Here is a 20,878-nt window from a genome sequence, read left to right as displayed (position 1 = left end):
GGGGCCGCCCTTCCCTATACCAGCATTTCCAGCAATGCGCAGATCGCCTGTCGCTTGCGTACCGGCATCCGGCGCAGCAGTACCAGGACCCGGGCCTCCACGTCGTCCAGCACCTGGCCGGACGCCGCCGCCGGCACTTCGAACACCGGATGGTTGCCCGCCTCCCCACGGCCGGTCGCCAACCATTCGAACGGTACGTGGGTCGCCACGGCGATCAGGGTCAGATGCTCGAGACTGGGATGGGTGCCCCCCTCGCGCTCCCATTGTGTGACCGCGCTCCGCTTTACGCCCGCGCGCTGCGCGAGCTCCGCCTGCGACAGGTTTGCCAGCACGCGCGCACGTCGAATGCGCAATGCCATCGGAATCATCAGGAACTCCTTTCCCGCATGGGACCAAAAGTCAGTGCTGCTGCCCCACAAGTGACACTGCCCAAAAATTGACCGGTTCCGCTTGCCTCCCCTCTCGCACCAAGGTGCATCGGCGCGAAATGCAGTGACTGGCAAGTGGCGCTTACTGCAATGGCGTTCCTCCCGCGTTGCCAACGCGACGATCACGCATTAGTAACGATGCCGGGGAATGTAACGACAGCGCGCCCATCTATCAACGACCCACGTCGCGTTGTCCGCACACCGGATCGATCGCCGCAGGCGTAATCCGGAATCCAACAAAAAAGAAAACGCTTACAGACGGATTTGGACATCGACTACGGGGGGTAGTTTGATGGATACGAAGGGGTTTGCGCGGCGCTTCGCCCGCCGCATCGCCATGGCCGCCCTGCTGGCCGTCACGGCCATCGCGTTCGTGCCCGCGCCGTTGAAGGCGCAGACCGGATGCACCACCGGCGCCTGCATTTCCGCCGGACCGCGACTGGTGTCGGTGGACAGCACGCAGGGGCCCGTACTCAACCTGCTGCTGCAAACGCTGTTGCCGGGAACCACCGTCAATCTGTCGGTGCTGGACTGGAACGCACTTGCCGGCGCCGACATCAACCTCAATGCGCTGGTCACGCAGCTCGGACTGAACCTGGGCATCAGCGACACCAGCCAGGTACTGAACACCAACATCACCCTGGCCCAGTTGCAGTTGGCGATGGTGCAGGTATTGCAGGCCGACGGACAGACCGCCGCCGCCAACGCGCTCAACCTGCTGCCGCTCAACGTCGCCGGCCTGACCGGGCAAATCCAGCTGGGCGATCTGTTGCAGATCAGCCTGCCGCAGGGATCGCTGGCCGACATCGATCTGGACCTGCTGGACCTGATCACCGGTTCGGCGCAGCTCTACAACTACAACAACGTGCTGACCACACCCACGCCGATCACGGTCAACACCGCGGCGCTGGGCCTGACCGGCGTGGCCAACCTGCAGTTGTGGCTGCAAGTGGTGGAACCGCCGGTGATCGTCTGCGGCCCGCAGGGCACCTCGTTCCACAGCAGCGCCATCCGCATCAAGATGAACGTCGATGTGCTGCAGGGCTTCGATACCCAGGCGATCATCAACGCGCTCAACGCGGCCGGCCTGGGCCTGACCAACCTCACCCTGACCGCCGACGTACTCAAGCTCCAGCTGTATGCCGACGTGGCGCGTGCCGAAGGCACCATCACCGCCATCGACTACGTCGCCGGCGCAGTGAGTTTCCAGGCGCGGCCGGGGCTGGTGAATTTCTACATCGGCACCATCGCCGACAGCATCTTCTTCAACCGCACCCGGGTGGTGACCAACGCCGATGTCTCGCCGGTGGTCATCAACAACCTCCAGCTCGGGTTCCGGCTCAATCTCCTCGGCGTCGGCCTGATCGACGTGCAGGTGCCGCTGACCGTGACCGGCCGCGCCGCCGCGACCGGTTCGCCGGAGCTGCGCAACTTCACCGTCAACGCGCCGTACCCGCAGACGCGCACCGCCAGCAGCGGCACGGTCAGCGCCGGCACCCTGATCGTGGATCTGCTCAACAACCTGGACATCGAAGTCAGCCGCGGAACCCCGACCGTCACCCTGATACCGCCATTCCCGCTGCCGCCGGTGGTGATCGCCCTGCCGCAGACGCTGGTTCCGATCCTGGACACCATCGTCGACACCGTCGAAGCGACCTTGCAGGGCGCGGTCGTCCCGATCCTGCAGCCGGTGCTGACCACGCTGCTCGGCGGGTTGGTCGACAACCTGCTGGCGCTGCTCGGCATCCGGGTCGGCAACGCGGTCTTCACCGTCGAAGGCGTGACGCGATCCTGCGTCGCCACCCTGGCGCTGGCGAAGATCCTCGCGCCGACCACCGATCCGGGCCGCTTCAATCTCAGCATCTCCCAGGCCGGCACCTCCGTGGCGACCGCCGGCGACGTCGGCAACAACGGCACCACCACGCCCGCCCTGACCACACCCGGCCTGAGCTACGACCTGGCCGAAACCGCCGGCACCGGCACCCTGCTGAGCAGCTACACCACCACCTGGGCGTGCACGGATCAGGACGGCACGGCGATCAGTTCCGGCAGCGGCACCAGCTTCAGCCTGACCGCACCGGCCGCCGGTACCGATCCGGTCAGCATCACCTGCCGGATCACCAACACCCGCGCGCTGCGCGCCGACGTGTCGGTCAGCAAGACCGACGGCCAGGGCAGCTACACGCCCGGCGGCAGCGCCAGCTACGTGATCACCGTGAGCAATGCCGGACCCGATGCGGTCAGCGGCGTGGTGGTCAACGACACCCTGCCCGACGGCGCCCGACTATCCGCGCCCTGGACGTGCACGGCCACCGGCGCGGGCAGCAGCTGTCCGGCCAGTGGCGGCGCACAGGGGGATGCGGCCATCACCCTCAGCGTGAGCCTGGATGCGATGGGCACCGCGACGATCACCGTCCCGGTCACCTTCAGCGCCGACCCCACGGCGTACTGACCGCCGCGCCCCGATGCCATCGGCATCGCATCACCGAATCCACCTGCACGACCCGCTTGCCCGCGCACCCGGCGCCGCAAGCCACCGCGAGGAACGCCGTATGGACAGCCGAGCGCCAACCCCCTCCAAGACCCGGATTCCGTCGCGCGCCGGATTCAGGCACGCGGCCGCAGGCGCGGTGGCATTGCTGGGCGGGCTGCTGGCAGCCGGCAGCGCGTTCGCGCAGACCTATCCGGCGAACCTCAGCAATACCGCCACCGTGACCCTGCCGCCGACGGTGACCGACCCGCAGGCAGGCAACAACAACGGCACCGATACCAACACCCTGGCGGCCGAGGCCGCGCTGGGCGTCGACAAGATCCTGCTGACCGCTTCGCCGGTGGTCACCGGCGGCACGGTCACCTATCGCATCACCATCACCAACGCCGGTCCGTCGGCCGCCCTCGGCGCCAGCCTGGCCGACACCGTTCCCGCCGAACTGACCAACGTCAGCTGGACCTGCGCCGCCAGCGCCGGATCCACCTGCAGCGCCGGCAGCGGCACCGGCAACGTCGCGCTCATCCTGGATGTCGCGGCCGCGGGCACCGTCACCGTCAACGTCACCGGCACCGCGCCGCTGACCACGCCGTCCACCATCGGTGCGAACACCGCCACCGTCACCCCGCCGGCCGGCACGACCGATCCCGATCCCGCCGACAACACCGACACCACCCCGCCGGTCCCGGTCGCGGCACGCCCGATCGTGGCGGTGGCCGACAGCGCCGGCCCCATAAATGGCATCGTCGGCCAGGCCAACGTGGTCAACGTGCTGGCCAACGACACCCTCGGCGGCGCGGCGGTGATTCCCGCGCAGATCACTTTCACGCCGGTCAGCACCGCGCAGCTGATCGTCAACGCGGACGGCTCGGTGGATGTGCCTGCGGGCACTGCGAACGGCACCTACACCACCACCTACCAGATCTGCGAGACCGCCAATCCCGGCAACTGCGACAGCGCCACCATCACGGTGACGGTCAACGCCACGGCGACCATCAACGCCGTCGACGACGCGCTGCCGGCGCAGGCGGCCGGCAGCATCGCGCTGACCGCGAACGTGCTGGACAACGACACCCTCGCCGGTGCACCGGTGGTTGCGGCGCTGGTCACCCTGACCTCCACGCCCAGCGGCCCGCTGACGATCGCCGGCGACGGCACGGTCACGCTGGATCCCGCCGCGGCGCCGGGCACCTATTCGGCGACCTACCAGATCTGCGAAACCGCGGTGCCCGCCAACTGCGACACCGCGACCGCCACGGTGCGGGTGGTCGCGGCGATCGATGCCGTCGACGATGCGGCCGGTCCGGTCAATGGCGCCACCGGCGCCACCTCGCTGATCAACGTACTGGCCAACGACAGCGCCGGCGGCAGCAGCCCGGCCTCGCTGGCCACGGTAAGCCTGGCCGGCGTCAGCACCGCGGCGATCGTCTTCAACGCAGACGGCAGCGTCACGGTCCCCGCCGGCACGGCCGCCGGCACCCACGCCACCACCTACACGATCTGCTACCTGGATACGCCGACCGTATGCGACAGCGCCAGCGTGCAGATCAGCGTGATCGCGCCGGGCGCGCTGGTCGCCAACGACGACACTTACAGCGGCATCAACGGCACCAGTGGCAATCCCGCTGTCGGCAACGTGCTCGACAACGACACCCTCGACGGAACTCCGGTGGCGCCGGGCGACATCGTGCTCACGCCGACGAACGCGGGGCCGGTCACCATCGCCGCCGATGGCACGATAAGCGTCGCGCCGAACACGCCGGCCGGCACCTACACGCCGAGCTATCAAATCTGCGAAGCCGCACTGCCGGACAACTGCGACACCGCCACGGTCAGCGTGACGGTCTCCACCATCGACGCGGTCACCGATGCACTGGGCCCGGCACCGGCCGGCACCCCGGCGGGCAACGTGCTGGACAACGACTTCGTCGACGGCGCGCCTGCCACGCCCGGCGCCGTCACCCTGACCCAGACCAGCGGCGGCCCGGCTCTGACCATCGCGCCCGATGGCAGCGTCACCATCGCCCCGGGCACGCCGGCCGGTCCGATCAGCGGCGGCTACCAAATCTGCCAGGTCGCCAATCCCTCCATCTGCGATAGCGTCACCGTCACCGTCACCGTCGCCGCGGGCACCCTGATAGCCGTCGACGACACTCTCGGTCCGGTCAATGGCGCCTCCGGCGGCGTGGCGGCCGGCAACGTGCGCGACAACGACACCCTCAACGGCGCGCCGGTCACGCCCGCCGAGGTGACGGTGGCGCCGAACAACGTGGCGCCGATCACCATCGGTACCGACGGCACCGTGTCGGTGGCCCCCGGGACCGCGGCCGGCAGCTATTCGGCCAGCTACGACCTGTGCGAAGTGGTCAATCCCGCCAACTGCGACACCGCCACGGTGACGGTCGCGGTGAGCACGCTCGATGCGGTCGACGACGCCCTCGGCCCGGTCAACGGCGGCATCGGCGGCATCGCCGGCAATGTCCTGACCAACGATCGCCTCGACGGCGCGCCCTTCGCCACCACCGCGGTGACGCTCACGCCGACCAACACGCCGCAACTGACGATTGGCGCGGACGGCAACGTGACCGTCACCGCCGGCACCGCCGCCGGAACCTATTCCGCCAGCTACCAGATCTGCCAGGTTTCCAATCCGTCCATCTGCGACACCGCCACCATCGACGTCACGGTGATCGCCGACGCGGCGCTGAACGCGGTGGACGACAGTTTCGGGCCGATCGATGGCGTCGCCGGCAGCACCAACGCGGGCAACGTGCTGGGCAACGACAGTTTCAACGGCGGCGCGATCACGCCGGCCAACGTGGTGTTCACGCCCAACGCGAGTTCGCCGCTGGCGATCGACGCCAATGGCGTGGTCTCGGTTGCCGCGGGAACGGCCGCCGGCATCTACAACGCCAGCTACCAGATCTGCGAAACCGGCAATCTTTCCAATTGCGACAGCGCGCAGGTGACGGTCACCGTGCAGGTATTGGCCGCCATCGATGCGGTCGACGACGGCCCCTACGTGGTGAACGGCACCACCGGCAACGCCAGCATCGCCAACCTGCTGGGCAACGACACCTTCAACGGCGGCGCCGTCGCTCCCGGCAGCGTGACCGTGACCAGTACCGCGGCCGCACCGCTCGCGGTCGACGCCAGCGGCGTGCTGTCGGTCGCTCCCGGCGCGCCGGCCGGCACGCTCACGGCGACCTACACGATCTGCGAGACCGCCAACCCGGGCAATTGCGACACCGCCGCGATCAGCGTGCAGGTGGTGGTCGTGGATGCACAGGACGATGGCCTGGCCCTGGCCAACGGCAGCAGCGGCGGCGTGGCCGGCAACGTGCTGGGCAACGACAGCGTCGATGGTGCCACCGCGTCGACCGCCACCGCCACCGTGGGCGCGACCGCCACGCCCCAGCTGAGCCTGGGCGCCAACGGCGACGTGATCGTCGCCGCGAACACCGCGCCCGGCAGCTACACCCTCGCCTACACCCTGTGCTCGCTCGCGGCACCGTCGATCTGCGATACCGCCACGGTGACGGTCACCGTGGCCGCCGGCCCGCTGCCGATCAGCGCAGGCAACGACAGCGGCTCGGCTGCCGGCCGCGGTGGCGGCACCGCGATCGCCAACGTGCTCGCCAACGACCAGTTGGGCGGCACCACGCCGACCCCGGCCACCGTCACGCTCACCCAGACGGCCGCGCCATCGCATCCCGGCATCGTGCTGGATACCGCCAGCGGCGCGGTGACGGTGGCGGCGGGCACGCCCGCCGGCAGCTACACGCTCGGATACACGATCTGCCAGATCGCCGCACCGGCCAATTGCGCGGGCGCCACCGCGTCGATCACGGTCAATCCCGCGGCGGTGGACGCTATCGATGATCCGGCCGGCCCGGTCAACGGCCTCACCGGTGCCACCGGCGTGGTCAACCTGCTCGCCAACGACACCCTGGACGGCGCCGCCGCGCAGCCGGCGGAGGTGGTGTTCACCGTGCTGTCCGCCAATCCGGCGCTGACCGTGCAGGCCAACGGCCAGGTTGACGTCGCCGCCGGCACGCCGGCCGGCAGCTACACCGTGACCTATCGCCTGTGCGAAGTGCTCAATCCCGCCAACTGCGACCAGGCCACGGTGACCGTGCAGGTACAGGCCGCGGCCATCGACGCGGTCGACGACACCGCGCCTTCCGCGGTGGGATCCGTGGCCGGCGGGCAGGCGATCGCCAACGTCGCGACCAACGATCTGCTCAACGGCGTGGCGGTGGATCCGGCCCAGATCGTGCTGAGCCAGACCACCACCAGCCATGCCAGCGTGCAGCTGCAGGCCGGAAGTGGCGCGGTGACCGTGTTGCCGCGCACGCCGGCGGGCACCTACTCGGTGGTGTACCGCCTGTGCGAACGGCTCAACCCCGCCAACTGCGACAGCGCCACCGCCAGCCTGGTGGTGGCCTTGCCGGCCATCGATGCGCAGGACGACACCGCGCCTCCGATTCCCGGCGGCGTGGCCGCCACCGGCGTGCTCAACGTGCTGGCCAACGATCACTACGATGGTGGCGCGGCCGCGCCGCCGGGCGTGATCCTCACGCCGCTGGTACAGGGACCGCTGACCCTCAATGCCGACGGCAGCATCGATGTGGCGGCCGGCACGCCCGGCGGCAGCTACACCCTGACCTACACGCTGTGCGATGCCATCAATCCCGCCAGCTGCGACAGCGCCACCGTCACGATAGTCGTCAACGCCACCGTGATCGCGGCGACCGACGACAACGGGCAGACCCCGCAGGGAACGATGCTGGTGATACCGGTGCTGTCCAACGACAGCTACGCCGGTGCCCCCTCCGATGCCACCCGCCTGCTGGTGCAGAACCTCACCACGCCCGCGCACGGCACGGTGGAGGTGAATGCCGATGGCAGCGTGAGCTACACCCCGACCGGCTACTTCAGTGGCGCCGACAGCTTCCAGTACGACGCCTGCGAACGTGCCGTCCCCACCAACTGCGACACCGCCATCGTCAATGTCACCGTGCTGGCGAACGTCATCACCGCGGTCGATGACCAGGCCCGCGCGCGCCAGGCGCCGGTCGCCATCCCGGTGCTGGCCAACGACACGGTCAGCCACGCACCGCTGGATCCGGCTTCGCTGGTCGTCGCGGTGGCACCCGCGCACGGCCAGGCGACCTGCGCGCAGGGCGTCTGCACCTATACGGCCTCGCCGCGCTACGTGGGCCAGGACCGGTTCGAGTACCGCGTGTGCGATGTGTCGGTGCCCACGCCGGTATGCGCGCAGGCCGCGGTCGAGATCGAGGTGGAAGCCGAACCGGTGGTCCTGCGCCTGAGCAAGACCGCCGCGCAGCGTACCGCCCGCATCGGCGATCTGGTCCGCTACACCCTGCGCATCGACAACGTCGGCGAAGCCGACGCCGAACAGGTCAGCCTGCTCGATCGCCTGCCCGAGGGCTTCGTGATGGTGCCCGACTCGCTTCAGGTCATCGATGGCGACGCCGCCGGTTCCCTGTCCAACGCCCGCCCGTTGCGGGTAGGCGCGCTGGACATCGCGGTGGGCCGCAGCGCGACCGTGATCTACGTGCTGCGGGTGGGCGCCGGCGTCGGTCCGGGCGTGCACACCAACCGCGCCATCGTCCGCGACGACGAAGGCGCCGCGCTGAGCAACGAGGCCACCGCCGACGTGGAGGTAACCGGCGATCCCCTGCTGGACGACAGCCTGATCATCGGCAGCGTCTTCCACGACGCCAACGGCAACGGCCGCCAGGACGAAGGCGAACGCGGCCTGCCCGGGGTGCGCCTGGGCACGGTCGAAGGCCTGCTGATCGAGACCGATCGCCATGGCCGCTTCCATCTGGCCGGCATCGACGGCGGTCGCTGGGCGCGCGGGCGCAATTTCCTGATCAAGGTCGACGCCGCGACCCTGCCTCCGGGCAGCCGCTTCACCACCGAGAACCCGCGCGTCCTGCGCATCACCCCCGGCGTGCCGGTGCGCTTCGATTTCGGGGTGCAGGTACCGGGCATGCCGCTGGGCGGCGGTACCGGCGAGGTGGAGATCGATCTGGGCCAGGTGTTCTTCGCCAGTGGCAGCGCGGAAGTTCCGGCCGAGCACGCACCGCTGTTCGAACGCATCGCCGGGCGCCTGCGCGAAGGCCGGGGCGGGCGCGTGGTAATCACCGCGCAGGCCGACGGGCTGGTGTTGGCGTTCCATCGCGCCGCCGCGGTGCGCGCCGCCCTGGATGCACGGCTTGCGCCGGAGCTGCGCGAGGCGACCGCGATCGAACTGCGTACCCAGGTGGATGGGCGCACGGCACTGGTCACCCTGGATCGCGACATCGGCCTGGGCAACCTGCTGTTCGATACCGACAGCGCCGGCATTCGTCCGCAATACCAGCCGTTGCTGCGGGCGATCGCGCAACGCATAGAAAGCGGTCCGGAAGTGATCGTGAGCATCGCCGGCCACGCCGACGCGCGCGGCACGCAGGAACACAACCTGCGCCTGAGCCGCGATCGCGCCGAGGCGGTCGCCGGGGCGCTGGCCGCGCTGCTCTCGCCGACGGCGCGCTCGCGCCTGCGGGTGGAGGCAGGGCCACCCACACCGACCGCGGCACGCGGGGAAGGACGCTGAGGGGGACATGACCATGGACATCAGCAAGCACGTTCCGAACCGCGTAGCCCTGGCCCTGTGCGGCCTGCTCGCCAGTGTCGCCAACGCGCAATCGACCGCGCCGTCCTCCGCGCCGGATGCACCGCCGCTGCCGCCGCGCTGCGACGCGCAGGGTTGCGCCAACGCGCAGGGCAGCCTGTTCCGCATCAATGCCTACGGCGAGGACCGGCCGGCTGCGACCAGCGGAGACGGCGATGCCCTGCAGCGGAACCGTCGGGTGGAAACCGTGACCGCGCAGAGCTACGCGGGCACCAGTCAGGTATTGGCCGAGGATCAGGCGCGCATCACCGGCCGCTTCACCGTGGACCTGCCGCAGGGCGGCACCCTCTGGGCGACCGAGGATCCGGCGCTGGGCCTGCCCATCCTCAACGTGCAGGCCGGCTCGCTGGCGCCGTTCGAGGATGGCCGCATCACCCAACCGGTCCGCTTCCATGCCTACAGCAACTACGCCGCGTTCTACGACCGGCTGGAGGTGGTGATCTACCGTGGCGACGACGAGGATCGGGTAACCCCGCTCGCCACCGTCAGCCTGCCGGTCGGCGCGGTGACCGACACGCGCTGGGACGGCGCGCTGCCGGCCGGCCTGCGGCTGCAACCGGGCGACGTCCTGCAATACGTGGCGCGCGCCCGCGCCGCCGACGGCAGCTTCGACGAGACCCATCCGCGCCGCATCCAGCTGGTCACCCCCGGTGACTACGCCCGCGGCGCGCAGGTGCTGCGCGACGAGGTGCAGCGCAGCCACGTCGACACCCTGGACGCGGCCACCGCAGAGTCGGTGCAGATCATCGAGTCGATCTACGGCAAGAGCGACCTGCGCCTGCGCAACATCCCGGTGTACGGATCGCGCGTGCGCATCCTCGGGCGCGATATTCCCGAAGGCATGCAGGTGGTGATCGACGGGCAGTCCTTCCCGGTCGATCAGGAGCGCAAGTTCGTCGCCGAGTTCCTGCAACCGGTCGGTCCGCACCGCTACCAGGTGCAGGTGAAGTCGTCGCAGGGCGTGGTCGCCGACACGCCGCTGGAGGTGGATGTCAGCGGCCGCTATGCCTTCGTCGCCGCGCTGGCGGACCTGACCCTGTCCAGCAACGACGCGAGCGGCGGACTGGACGCGCTGGCCGGCGACATCCGCCGGGACGACGGCTTCCTGCGCGAAGGCCGGCTGGCGTTCTACGCCAAGGGCAAATGGAAGGGACGCTACCTGCTCACCGCCCAGGCCGACACCTGGGAGAACGATCTGGAGCATCTTTTCGACGGCTTCCTGGATGCGCGCCCGACCGACATCTTCCGGCGCCTGGATCCGGATCTGTACTACCCGGTATATGGCGACGATTCGCGCACCTGGCGCGACGTCGACACCCAGGGCAAGTTGTACCTGCGCCTGGACTGGGACCAGAACCAGGCGCTGTGGGGCAACTACGCCACCGGATTCACCGGTACCGAGTACGCCCAGTACAACCGCGCGCTGTACGGCGCGGCGCTGCACTGGCGCTCGCGCTCGGCGACCGCGCTGGGCGATCCGCGCAGCCTGCTGAAGGTGTTCGGCGCCGAGGCGCGCACCGCGCTCGGCCACACCGAATTCCTCGGCACCGGCGGCAGCCTGTACTACCTGCGCCACACCGACGTGCTGCCCGGGTCCGAACAGGTGGTGATGGAAGTGCGCGATCCCACCACCGGCCGGGTCGAAGCGCGGGTGAGCCTGCAACCGGGCGTTGACTACGAGATGGACGATCTGCAGGGCCGGTTGTTCCTGACCCGCGCGCTCTCGCAGATCACCCGCGAGAACGTGCGCACGCTGACCCGCGACACCCCGCTGGACGGTTACCGGCAGGTGCTGCTGGTGGACTACGAATACGTGCCATCGGGCTTCGACTCGGACGACGCCACCATCGGCCTGCGCGGCCGCCAGTGGCTGGGCGATCACGTCGCGATCGGCGCCACTTACGTCGACGAGAACCGCAGCGGCGACGACTACGCACTCAAGGGCGCGGACCTGACCCTGCAGGCCGGGCGCGGCACCTACCTGCGGATGGAAGCGACCCGCAGCGAATCCACGGTCGCGCCGATCTTCTATTCCGACAACGGCGGCCTGAGCTTCATCCAGCGCAATCCGGTTGCCGGCGCACGCTCCGGCGATGCGCGCATGGTCGAGGCACGCGCCAACCTGCAGGAGCTGGGCTGGACCCGGCGAGAATGGTCGTTCGGCGCGTGGTGGCGCGACGTCGATGCCGGCTTCTCGATCGGCCGCCAGGACACCGGCCTGGCGATCGAGGAATACGGCGCCGAATTCACCGGCCAGCTCAACGAGGACTTCACCCTGTACGGCCGCTACAGCCACGCCTCGCATGGCGCGCAGGAACTGGAACAGTCGCAGCTGACCTTCGACTGGCAGATCACCGAGGACGGGCGCTTCGGCGGCGAACTGCGCCAACTGCGCGAGCGCGACGCCAACCGCGATGCCGATGCCACCCTGCTGGCGCTCAGCTACCGCCAGCGCTTCGGCGACAAGTGGGAACTCTACGGCATCGGCCAGTACACGCTGGACGACGATTCCGGCCGCTATGATCGCAACAACCTGCTCACCGTGGGCGGCAAATACCTGTTCGGCGATCGCTCCAGCATCGGGGCGGAAGTCAGCAGCGGCAGCCGCGGCCACGGTGGAAAACTGGACGCCGAATACCGGCTGGGTCCGGACCATACGCTCTACGGCGCCTATAACTACAGCACCGACCGCACCGAACGCGACGGCCTGTTCGACACCGCGCTGCAATCGGGCTGGACCCTCGGCCAGCGCTGGCGGCTGAACAACCAGGTCAACGTCTACAACGAAAGCCAGTACCTGCGCGACAACCGCCGCGACGGCGACGGCATCGTCCACACCTTCGGCCTGGACTTCCGTCCGGCGCCGGGCTGGAACCTCGGCTTCACCGTGATGGACGGCGAACTGGACGCGCGCGACGGGCGCGTGGATCGGCGCGCCTACAGCGTCAGCGGCGGCCGCACCGACGCGCGTACCGACTGGTCCAGCAAACTGGAATACCGCCGCGACCGCGGTGCCGAACAGCGTACCCAGTGGGTGACCACCAACCGGCTGTTCTACCGGGTCAACGAGGACTGGCGGCTGGCGCTTCGCGCCAACTACGCCGATACGAAGGACGATCTCAATCCCGCCGCCGGCGCGCGCCTGGCCGAGGCGAATCTCGGTTTCGCCTGGCGCCCGCACGACAACACCCGCTGGGCCGCGTTCGGCAAGTACACCTACCTGTACGACCGCGCCTCGCCCGGCCAGGAAGACGCGGACCTGTACGACCAGCGATCGCACGTGCTGTCGTTCGAAGGCACGGTGCAGCTGGACGATCGCTGGCAACTGGCGGGCAAGCTCGCCGGGCGTTGGGGCGACTACCGGATGGGGCGCGGTACCGGAAGCTGGCTGGACAGCCGCACCGACTTCGCCGCGTTGCAGGTGCGTTACCACCTGATCGGGCGATGGGACGGGCTGGCCGAATACCGCTGGCTGAAAGTCCGCGACGGCGGCGACCGGCGCGGCTGGCTGATCGGGCTGGATCGCCAGATCCGCGAGAACTTCAAGGTCGGCGTGGGCTACAACTTCACCGACTTCAGCGGCGACCTGACCCAGCTCGACTACCGCCACAAAGGTTGGTTCCTCAACATCACCGGGTACTACTGACGTGCGGTCGGCGGCCTGGTGATCCCCTCTCCAGCCAGCCGCCGCCGCACGGCAGTTCCGTGATGCCCCCATCCCAACCTTCCCCCGCACGCGGGGGAAGGGGCGGCACCGCTCGCGGGGAAACGAACGGACCCCGGATTCAGCCCCCTCCGCCGCGTGCGGGGGAGGGCCGGGGTGGGGGCGAACGTGCCCGTACACCTTGCGGCGCTGAAAGCGCCCCCCATCCCAACCTTCCCCCGCAAGCGGGGGAAGGGGCGACACCGCTTCAGCGCTCGGAGCGGCGGATCACTCCGAACCCGCACCACCCTGCGCCACACGCGAGCGGCGCAGGAAGGCGATGAAATCGGTTGCCGGCAGCGGCCGCGAGAACAGCCAACCCTGCGCATAGTCCACGCCACGCGCCTTCAGGTAGTCCAATTGCGCCTGGGTCTCGACGCCTTCGGCGACGATGCGCAGGTCCAGTTCCTGCGCCATCTCGACGATGTGCGCGGTGACCAGGCTGGTGGCGGTGTCCAGGCCGATGGTATCGACGAACGATTTGTCGATCTTCAACGCGTCCAGCGGCAGATCCTGGAGATGGCGCAGGCTGGAATAACCGGTGCCGAAGTCGTCGATGGCCACCGAATGGCCCGCTTCGCGCGCCTCGCCCAGGGTGAGCCTGGCCGCCTCGATGTCGATGAAGCCGCGTTCGGTGGCTTCCAGCCAGATCTGTTCCGGCCGGATCCGGGTGCGCGGCAACGCCTCGCGGACCACGTCCAGGAAACGCCCGCTGCGGATGTCCTGCGCGCTCAGGTTGATGGCGATGTGCAGCGAACGATCCCGGACCAGTTCCGCTTCCAGATCACCGATGACCCCGTCCAGCACCTGATCGGTGAGCGGTGCGATCAGGCCGCTCTCCTCGGCCAGCGGTATGAATTCGTCCGGCGGCACCAGCGCGCCCTCGCGACGCCAGCGCACCAGCGCCTCGGCGCCGACGCACGCGCCGGTGCGCAGTTCGATGATGGGCTGGTAATGAACGAGGAACTGGCGCCGGCGAATCCCGCGTTCCAGTTCCGCCAGGGGTGACAGCCGCTGGCGGATCAGCCAGACCGACAGCGCCACCAGCGCGGCCACCAGCACCAGCGCCAGAGGCAGCAGCTTCAGCTGTTCCTCGCGCAGGCGATCGGAAATCCCCGCCAGCGGCCGGACCGCCATCGCGCGCCAGCCATCCTGCGTGGCCGCGCCGTACAGCTGGCCAGCCTGGGTTCCGCGCGAAGCGTCCGCCCCCGCGCGTGCCAGCAACCCGGAGGCCGCCGGCGCTGTGGCCGTGATCGGAGCGCCGCCCGGCGCATACACCGCGATCTGCACATCGTCGTCAGCCAGCACGTCCACCAGCCGTTCCGGATTGACCAGCGCGCTGTAGCCGCCGCGATGCAGCACCAGCATGGACGGCGCATCGCGGATGTGCGGCTGCACGTGCGTGCTGACGCCGATGCCGTCGCCGGTGGTGAAGTCGCTCGCCGCGCGCGGGATGTGTCCACGCAGCGCGCCCCAGGAACTGCAAAGCAGGCGACCGTCCCGGAAGTACGCCACGTCCTCGGCGGAACGCGTATCGAGCGTGGCCAGGCGCAGTTCCTCGATGTGCCGCGGCGAACACGGCACCGCGTTCGAGCGGGAAAGGGTGTCGAACGCCTCATCGATTTCGGTGAAGGCATCGCGGGTGCGCGCGATCGCGCCGGCCGCGTAGCGCTGTAGATGCGCCTGTTCCTGGCGCAGGCCGGATTGCCAGCTCAGATAGCCCATGCCGCCCAGCGCGCCCAGGCTGGCGAACACCGCGAGTGACACGCCCAGCAGCAACACACGTTCCCTGTACATGCGGCCTTCCGGTTGCGGCGAAGGCGACAGGTTAGGCCGCTCCCGTGGGCCTGCCAACCGTCCGGCGGCCCCGGCTATCCGTCACTTCGCCCCGGGCAGCGCGTAGGCCACCCGGAACACGTCCATGCCGCCGGCCTCGTCGCGCTGGCCGGAAAACAGCAGGTGCCCGGGGCGCGACCAGTCCAGCATCGGCGCATAGCTGTCGTAGCGTGGATGGTTCAGGCCATCCGCCAGGCGATGGCCGGCGTCGTAGCCAGTGCCGGCGGCGTCGAGCGCGGCCACGAACAGGTCCACGCGATCGCGACGCAGATCACCCGCGCGCGTGAACACAATCGTCGTCCCGTCATCCAGGAAGGTGGCGTCGAATTCATCGGCATCGGTGTTGATGCCGCCCGGCAGGGATTGGGCGCTTGCAAACCCCGCGCCGCGGCGTTCGGCGACATACAGATCCTGCCGCCCCGCGCCACCCGCGCGATCACTGGAGAACAGCAGCCTTTCGCCATCCGGCGACAACATCGGCGCGAACTCTTTGCCGGCACTGTTCACCGCCGGCCCCAGCCATTCCACCTCGCCGAAAGCGTCGCCGCGCACCTCCACCCGGTACAGGTCGTCGCCACCGGCGCCGCCCGGTCGATCCGAACAGAAGTACAGCTGGCGTCCGTCCGCCGAGAACGCCGGATCGAAATCGCGGCCCGTGGTGTTGAACGGCACCGGTGTCGGCGGCGACCACCTGCCCGCCTTCCGTCGCGACATCCACAGGTCATAACCGCCCGCGCCGCCTGGCCGATCCCGGCTGAACCACACCGCGGTATCGCCATCGGGGCTGAGGGTCAGGCGCACCTCGCTGTAGGAGGTGGACACCTCGCCCGGCGCGAAGCGCTCGACCGCGCCGGTCACCCGCATCGGTCGATCGCCCGCGGCGTCGGCCGCGACCATCCCGAGAATCAGCGCCATGTATCGCATCATCATCGCGACCCTCTAGCCGTTCCGGGTGAAGTCGCTGATCCAGTCGGTGTCCCAGCTCGTCCCGCCATCGCGGGAGCTGGCCTGCTCCCAGCGCGCCGAACGCGGCGTGATCCGCGACCAGATCACCCGCGTGAGGATCACTTGTCCATCGACGATCTCCTCGCCGATGAACACGCGCTCGCCGTTGCGGATCCGGCCGCGCAGCGGCGCGCCGATGCGATCCGGCGTGCGTCCGTCCAGCCACCAGCTCGACCATTCCCCGCGCGCCGGATCGAACGCGCGGATACCCATCCCGCGCACGTCACCACCGGGCATCCGCATCAGGTTGTCGCCGACGTTGCCGAAACCACCCAGCACCGGCCAGTTGTGGAACGTGCCATCGAACTCGTCCCAGTCTTCGGTCCGCGACAAGCGCGGGCGGCGCCGATGCCGTACCCGCCATTGGCCGGCCAGGAAATTCCAGTCGTCCGGCGCCTGCGGCAATCGCGGCAACGGCGTGGGTTCGGCGTTCGTGCGGGTGAACCAGTTGCGCCAGTTGACCTCCCAGCTGGCGCCATCGTCGCCCGAAAACGCCTGCTCCCACCACGGGCGCGGGCCGTGGATGTCGTGCCAGCGGAAACGCATGAGGATCGGTTGGCCGCGCAGGGTGTCGCGCCCGAGGAACGTGCCGCCGTCGCCGGCGAAGCCGCCGCGCACGGGCGGGTCGATGCGGGTGGGATTGCGCGCGTCCAGCCACCAGATCGCCCACTGGCGCGTGGCCGGATCGAACGCGCGGATGCTCATGCCGTGATAGCTGCCGCCGGGCAAGTCCATCTGGTTGTCGTCGATCGTGCCGAGTCCATCCAGGGTCGACCATACCGCGCCGCGGCCGGCAAACGACTCCCACTCGTCGCTGCCGGACAGACGCTCCTTCAGGCGCCGGTGACGAACGTTCCAGTTGCCGATCAGCCAGCGCCAATCCGCGCGCGGATCGGTTGCCGGCGCCGTGCTCCCCGCCATCGCCATCGCCGGGACCGGCCAGGGGAGCGCGGCGGCCGCGCCGGCGGCGAAGGCCATCAGCAGGCGGCGGCGCCCGGAATCGGTGTCGGCGGAGGGAGCAATCGGCATGGCGGACCCGGCGGTGGAGTGAGGTTCACCGCCATGCTGCCGCCCCGGCCCGCACGTTGACCACGCGAACATCGGTGCCCAGACTAAGCCGCACTTATGGTCGGTGAACACCGCTTCCCTTCGCTTGCTGCCATCCGCGCCTTCGAGGCGGCCGCGCGGTCGGGCAGTTTCGCGCGCGCGGCCGAGGAACTGGACACCACCGCGGCCTCGGTGAGCTACCACGTGCGCCGGCTGGAACAGCAGATCGGCGCGCCGCTGTTCCTGCGCGGCGCCAACCGGGTGCAGCTGACCGAGTCTGGCGAAATCGTCGCGCAGGAGGCCATCCGCGCATTCGCCGCGTTGCGCGCCAGCTTCATCCGCGCCGCCGCGGTCAACGAGTCGCGGCTGTCCCTGACCACCCTGCCGACCCTGGGCGCCAGTTGGCTGACGCCGAAACTCGGTGGCTTCCGCCAGCGCCATCCGGACATCGCGATCGAACTGGATCTGTCGGCCACCGCCGAGGATCTGGCGGGTGGCCGTTTCGACGCGGCGATCCGCAACGGCCACGGGCAGTGGCCCGGCCTGCGCGCGATCGAACTGTTCCCGAGCATCTTCATGCCGCTGTGCGCGCCAGCGCTGAAGGCCGCCGCCGCCGATCTCGCGCGGCCGGGCGGCATCTCACCCGTGCCGCTGCTGGGCCGGCCGGACTGGTGGGCGCTGTGGTTCCGCAGCCTCGGCAACGACGCGCATGCGCCGCCCGAACGTTTCGCCACCCAGTTGTCCGCCGAACACCTGGACATCGCCGCCGCCATCGCCGGCCAGGGCATCGCGATCGGCTCGCCGCTGCTGTTCCATGACGAAATCGCCGCCGGCCGGCTGGTGCCCGCGCATCCGCACGTCGCCGGCGACGGCCGCACGTTCTGGTTCACCTATCCGGTGGCGCGGCACGCCAGCCGCAAGATCGCCTGCTTCGGCGAGTGGCTGGAAGGCGAAGCGGCACGAGCGCGAGAGAACGCGCGCGGCTGGCTGCGCGCGGCACGGGTTCCGGCCACCTGAGACCGCGCCCGATCAGGGCGTGGTGGCATGGCGCCGATCCAGCTGACCCCGCGGCGGCCGCTGCACGCGCAGCGCCTGCAGGCCGCAGACATCGACATTCTCGTAGACCATCTTCTGGCCGGTGCGGAAGGTGAAGCGCACGTCGTAGCGGCAGCCGACGCCATGCAGTTCGACGGTCGAGGAGTCGCCGCCACCACGCACCGCCTCACCCAGGGCCACGTCCTGGAACCGGCCGCTGCCGGGTTCGGCCACTTCCAGCCGGTCGATGCTGTCGTGGGCCCGGTTGACCAACGCCAGGTAGCGGATCCCCGCGGATGCGGCGGGTTCCGCCGCGGCCGCGCGCACGGCGGGAAGGACCATCAGTACCGCGACCAGCGCGGCAATCGGGAAGCAATGACGCTGACGCATGACGAACTCTCCAGGGCAACCGGCCGCCGTCATGGCCGCCGTCGCGTGCATCAGGCGACGTCCCGCGCATTTCCGGCAACGGAGTTGGGACGAATCGTCGTGGCCGGATTCCCAATCGTAGTGGGCAGGCCCTTGCTTTTTCTTTGCGCGCAAGTGCGCTTAGGATGCCCTGCCCCATCCGCCACCGACCCGCCGCGACCGCCGCATGAAGATTCGTCTGGGAACCATCGAAATCGGCCTGACCCGCTACCTGGCCCTGTGGCTGCCGGTGACTTTTGTATTCATCGTGCAGGGCATCATTGACGACCTCGCCTCCGGCCACCTGTGGGCGCTCACGGATTACGTGCGCTGGTCGGTCATCGTCTGGTACATCTGGGCCGCGCTGGCGCCGTGGGTGTTCCGCCTGGCCGAACGCCACCCCGTGCAGCCGCCGTATCGCGCCGGGCCATTGCTCTTCCATCTGTTCGCGGCCAGCGGCTTGACCTTCCTGTCGATGGTGGCGGGTGCCTTCATCTCCACCTTCTTCGAACCCAGTTCCTTCGGCGAGCAGCTCGCCCAGTTCTTCACCAAGTACATCACCATCGGCGTGGTGACCTATTGCGCGCTGGTGGCCATCCAGCATTCGTTGCGCTTCCAGGCCGAGAAGGCCCGCCGCGAACTGGAGGCCAGCCAGCTGGCCACCGAACTGGCGCAGTCGCGCCTGCAGGTGCTGAAGACCCAGTTGCAGCCGCACTTCCTGTTCAACACGCTGCACGCCATCGTCACCCTGCTGGACGAGGACAAGGTCAGCGCGGAGGACATGCTGCTGCGGCTGAGCGATCTGCTGCGCGCGTTCCTGGAGGACTACGACGGCCAGGAGATCACCCTGCGGCGCGAGCTGGCGCTGCTGGATCTGTACCTGGGCATCCAGCGCAAGCGCTACGGCGATCGCCTCGCCACCCAGATCTACATCGCCCCGGACCTGCTCGACTGCGCGGTGCCCAGCCTGCTGCTGCAACCGATCGTGGAGAACGCCATCCGCCACGGCATCGGCCAGCGCGTGGGCGGCGATCGCATCGAGATCGAAGCGCGGCGCGAGGGCGAACACCTGCTGCTGGAAGTACGCAACGGCAACAGCGTGCTGGAAGAAGGCGGCAGTCCGGGCGGCCATGGCATCGGCCTGTCCAATACCCGCCTGCGCCTGCGCGAGCTGTACGGCGAGGGCGCCGACCTGCGCCTGGACATGACCTGGCCGCAGGGCGTGGCCTGTCGCATCCGCCTGCCCTACCGGTTGCTGGAAGAACTGGACGACGTGCCGGAGCATGTGCCGGCATGAGCATCGGCGTGCTGGTGGTCGACGACGAGCCGATCGCACGCCATGCGATCGTCCGCCACCTGCGCGCGGATCCGGACATCGAGCTGCTGGGTGAATACGGCGACGGCGCGTCGGCGCTGGCGGCGATCCGTTCGCAGTCGCCGGATCTGGTGTTCCTGGACATCCAGATGCCGGCGATGACCGGCATCGAGGTGGTCGACGCGATTGGTCAGGCACGGATGCCGGCGATGGTGTTCGTCACCGCTTACGAGCAGTACGCGGTCAAGGCCTTCGAGGCCAACGCGGTGGACTACCTGGTCAAGCCGTTCAGCCGCGAGCGCTTCGCGGCGACGCTCGCGCGCGCCAAGGATCGGCTTTCGGCCGATCGCGGCCCGCACGGCGGCGAATCCCGGCGCATCCTGCAGGCGCTGGAGGATCTGCGCCAGCGCGACGCCTGGCTGCAGCGGATTCCGGTGCGCGTGGACGAGCACGTGGTGCTGGTGCCGGTGGATGACATCGTCTGGATCAAGGCCAACCGCAACACGGTGGAACTGCACCTGGCCGATCGTGTGCATGAGCTGCGCGAAACCATGGCGGCGCTGGCCGAGCGCCTGGACCCGCGCCACTTCGCCCGCATCCACCGCTCGGCGATCATCAACGTGCGCCGGGTCAAGGCCATCCATCCCTGGTTCAACGGCCACCACGTGGTCACCCTGGACACCGGCCAGGAACTGCGCATGAGCCGCTACCAGCACGAGGCCTTCCTGCGGCTGGTGACCACGCGCCAGGCGGAGCGCTAGGCGCGGGCAGGAGCGACCTCCGGCCGCGAGCCCTTCGCGGGGTGAGCGTTCGCGCGGGTCGCCCGGGCCGGAGACAGCGCGCTGTCTTCGATGACGAACACATCGACGGCTTCGGCCAAGCCCTGCGCCTGCTGCTCCATGCTGCG

11 protein-coding genes are annotated in these 20,878 nt (G+C 69.4%); 6 read left to right on the top strand and 5 right to left on the bottom strand.

Features of this window, described 5'->3' with window-relative positions:
- Positions 1 to 14: 14 nt before the first annotated feature.
- Positions 15 to 368 (bottom strand): helix-turn-helix domain-containing protein, encoded by a 354-nt coding sequence (locus tag IQ458_RS17390; RefSeq protein WP_141455359.1) that lies wholly within the window; start codon positions 366 to 368, stop codon positions 15 to 17.
- Positions 369 to 720: 352 nt separating this feature from the next.
- On the opposite strand from IQ458_RS17390, the gene IQ458_RS17385 reads away from it, so the two are divergent.
- The 3 genes from IQ458_RS17385 (at position 721) to IQ458_RS17375 (ending at position 13,268) form a co-directional block, all read left to right on the top strand.
- On the top strand, positions 721 to 2,880 hold the full coding sequence (locus IQ458_RS17385; protein WP_203323605.1) for a DUF11 domain-containing protein: 2,160 nt from the start codon (positions 721 to 723) through the stop codon (positions 2,878 to 2,880).
- A gap of 100 nt (positions 2,881 to 2,980) precedes the next feature.
- Positions 2,981 to 9,544, top strand: a complete 6,564-nt coding sequence (locus IQ458_RS17380) for an Ig-like domain-containing protein (protein WP_203323604.1) — start codon at positions 2,981 to 2,983, stop codon at positions 9,542 to 9,544.
- Positions 9,545 to 9,551: 7 nt separating this feature from the next.
- Positions 9,552 to 13,268 carry a TonB-dependent receptor gene (locus tag IQ458_RS17375; protein ID WP_203323603.1) on the top strand — a complete coding sequence of 1,239 codons (3,717 nt, stop codon included), beginning with the start codon at positions 9,552 to 9,554 and terminating at the stop codon, positions 13,266 to 13,268.
- Positions 13,269 to 13,553: 285 nt separating this feature from the next.
- Here the strand turns inward: IQ458_RS17375 and IQ458_RS17370 are convergent, their stop codons facing one another.
- From IQ458_RS17370 to IQ458_RS17360, 3 genes are all read right to left on the bottom strand, one after another.
- The gene (locus IQ458_RS17370) at positions 13,554 to 15,122 is read right to left on the bottom strand and encodes an EAL domain-containing protein (RefSeq protein ID WP_203323602.1); all 1,569 of its coding nucleotides are present in this window, start codon (positions 15,120 to 15,122) and stop codon (positions 13,554 to 13,556) included.
- 81 nt (positions 15,123 to 15,203) lie between these two features.
- On the bottom strand, positions 15,204 to 16,076 hold the full coding sequence (locus IQ458_RS17365; RefSeq protein WP_235996945.1) for a TolB family protein: 873 nt from the start codon (positions 16,074 to 16,076) through the stop codon (positions 15,204 to 15,206).
- Positions 16,077 to 16,100: 24 nt separating this feature from the next.
- Positions 16,101 to 17,195 carry a hypothetical protein gene (locus IQ458_RS17360; protein WP_203323601.1) on the bottom strand — a complete coding sequence of 365 codons (1,095 nt, stop codon included), beginning with the start codon at positions 17,193 to 17,195 and terminating at the stop codon, positions 16,101 to 16,103.
- A gap of 96 nt (positions 17,196 to 17,291) precedes the next feature.
- Between IQ458_RS17360 and IQ458_RS17355 the strand changes: the two genes are divergently transcribed.
- Positions 17,292 to 18,230, top strand: a complete 939-nt coding sequence (locus IQ458_RS17355) for a LysR substrate-binding domain-containing protein (protein ID WP_183639433.1) — start codon at positions 17,292 to 17,294, stop codon at positions 18,228 to 18,230.
- Positions 18,231 to 18,242: 12 nt separating this feature from the next.
- On the opposite strand, the gene IQ458_RS17350 is transcribed toward IQ458_RS17355, so the two are convergent.
- On the bottom strand, positions 18,243 to 18,638 hold the full coding sequence (locus IQ458_RS17350; protein ID WP_203323600.1) for a hypothetical protein: 396 nt from the start codon (positions 18,636 to 18,638) through the stop codon (positions 18,243 to 18,245).
- Positions 18,639 to 18,843: 205 nt separating this feature from the next.
- On the opposite strand from IQ458_RS17350, the gene IQ458_RS17345 reads away from it, so the two are divergent.
- Positions 18,844 to 19,953 (top strand): sensor histidine kinase, encoded by a 1,110-nt coding sequence (locus IQ458_RS17345; protein WP_203323599.1) that lies wholly within the window; start codon positions 18,844 to 18,846, stop codon positions 19,951 to 19,953.
- Positions 19,950 to 20,732, top strand: a complete 783-nt coding sequence (locus IQ458_RS17340) for a LytR/AlgR family response regulator transcription factor (protein ID WP_192199597.1) — start codon at positions 19,950 to 19,952, stop codon at positions 20,730 to 20,732. Before IQ458_RS17345 ends, IQ458_RS17340 begins: the two co-directional genes overlap by 4 nt.
- The last annotated feature ends 146 nt before the right edge of the window (positions 20,733 to 20,878 follow it).

Origin of the sequence: Pseudoxanthomonas beigongshangi (assembly GCF_016820515.1) — a bacterium.
Classification (GTDB): Bacteria; Pseudomonadota; Gammaproteobacteria; order Xanthomonadales; family Xanthomonadaceae; genus Pseudoxanthomonas_A; species Pseudoxanthomonas_A beigongshangi.
This window is presented reverse-complemented; position numbering and strand designations above follow the sequence as displayed.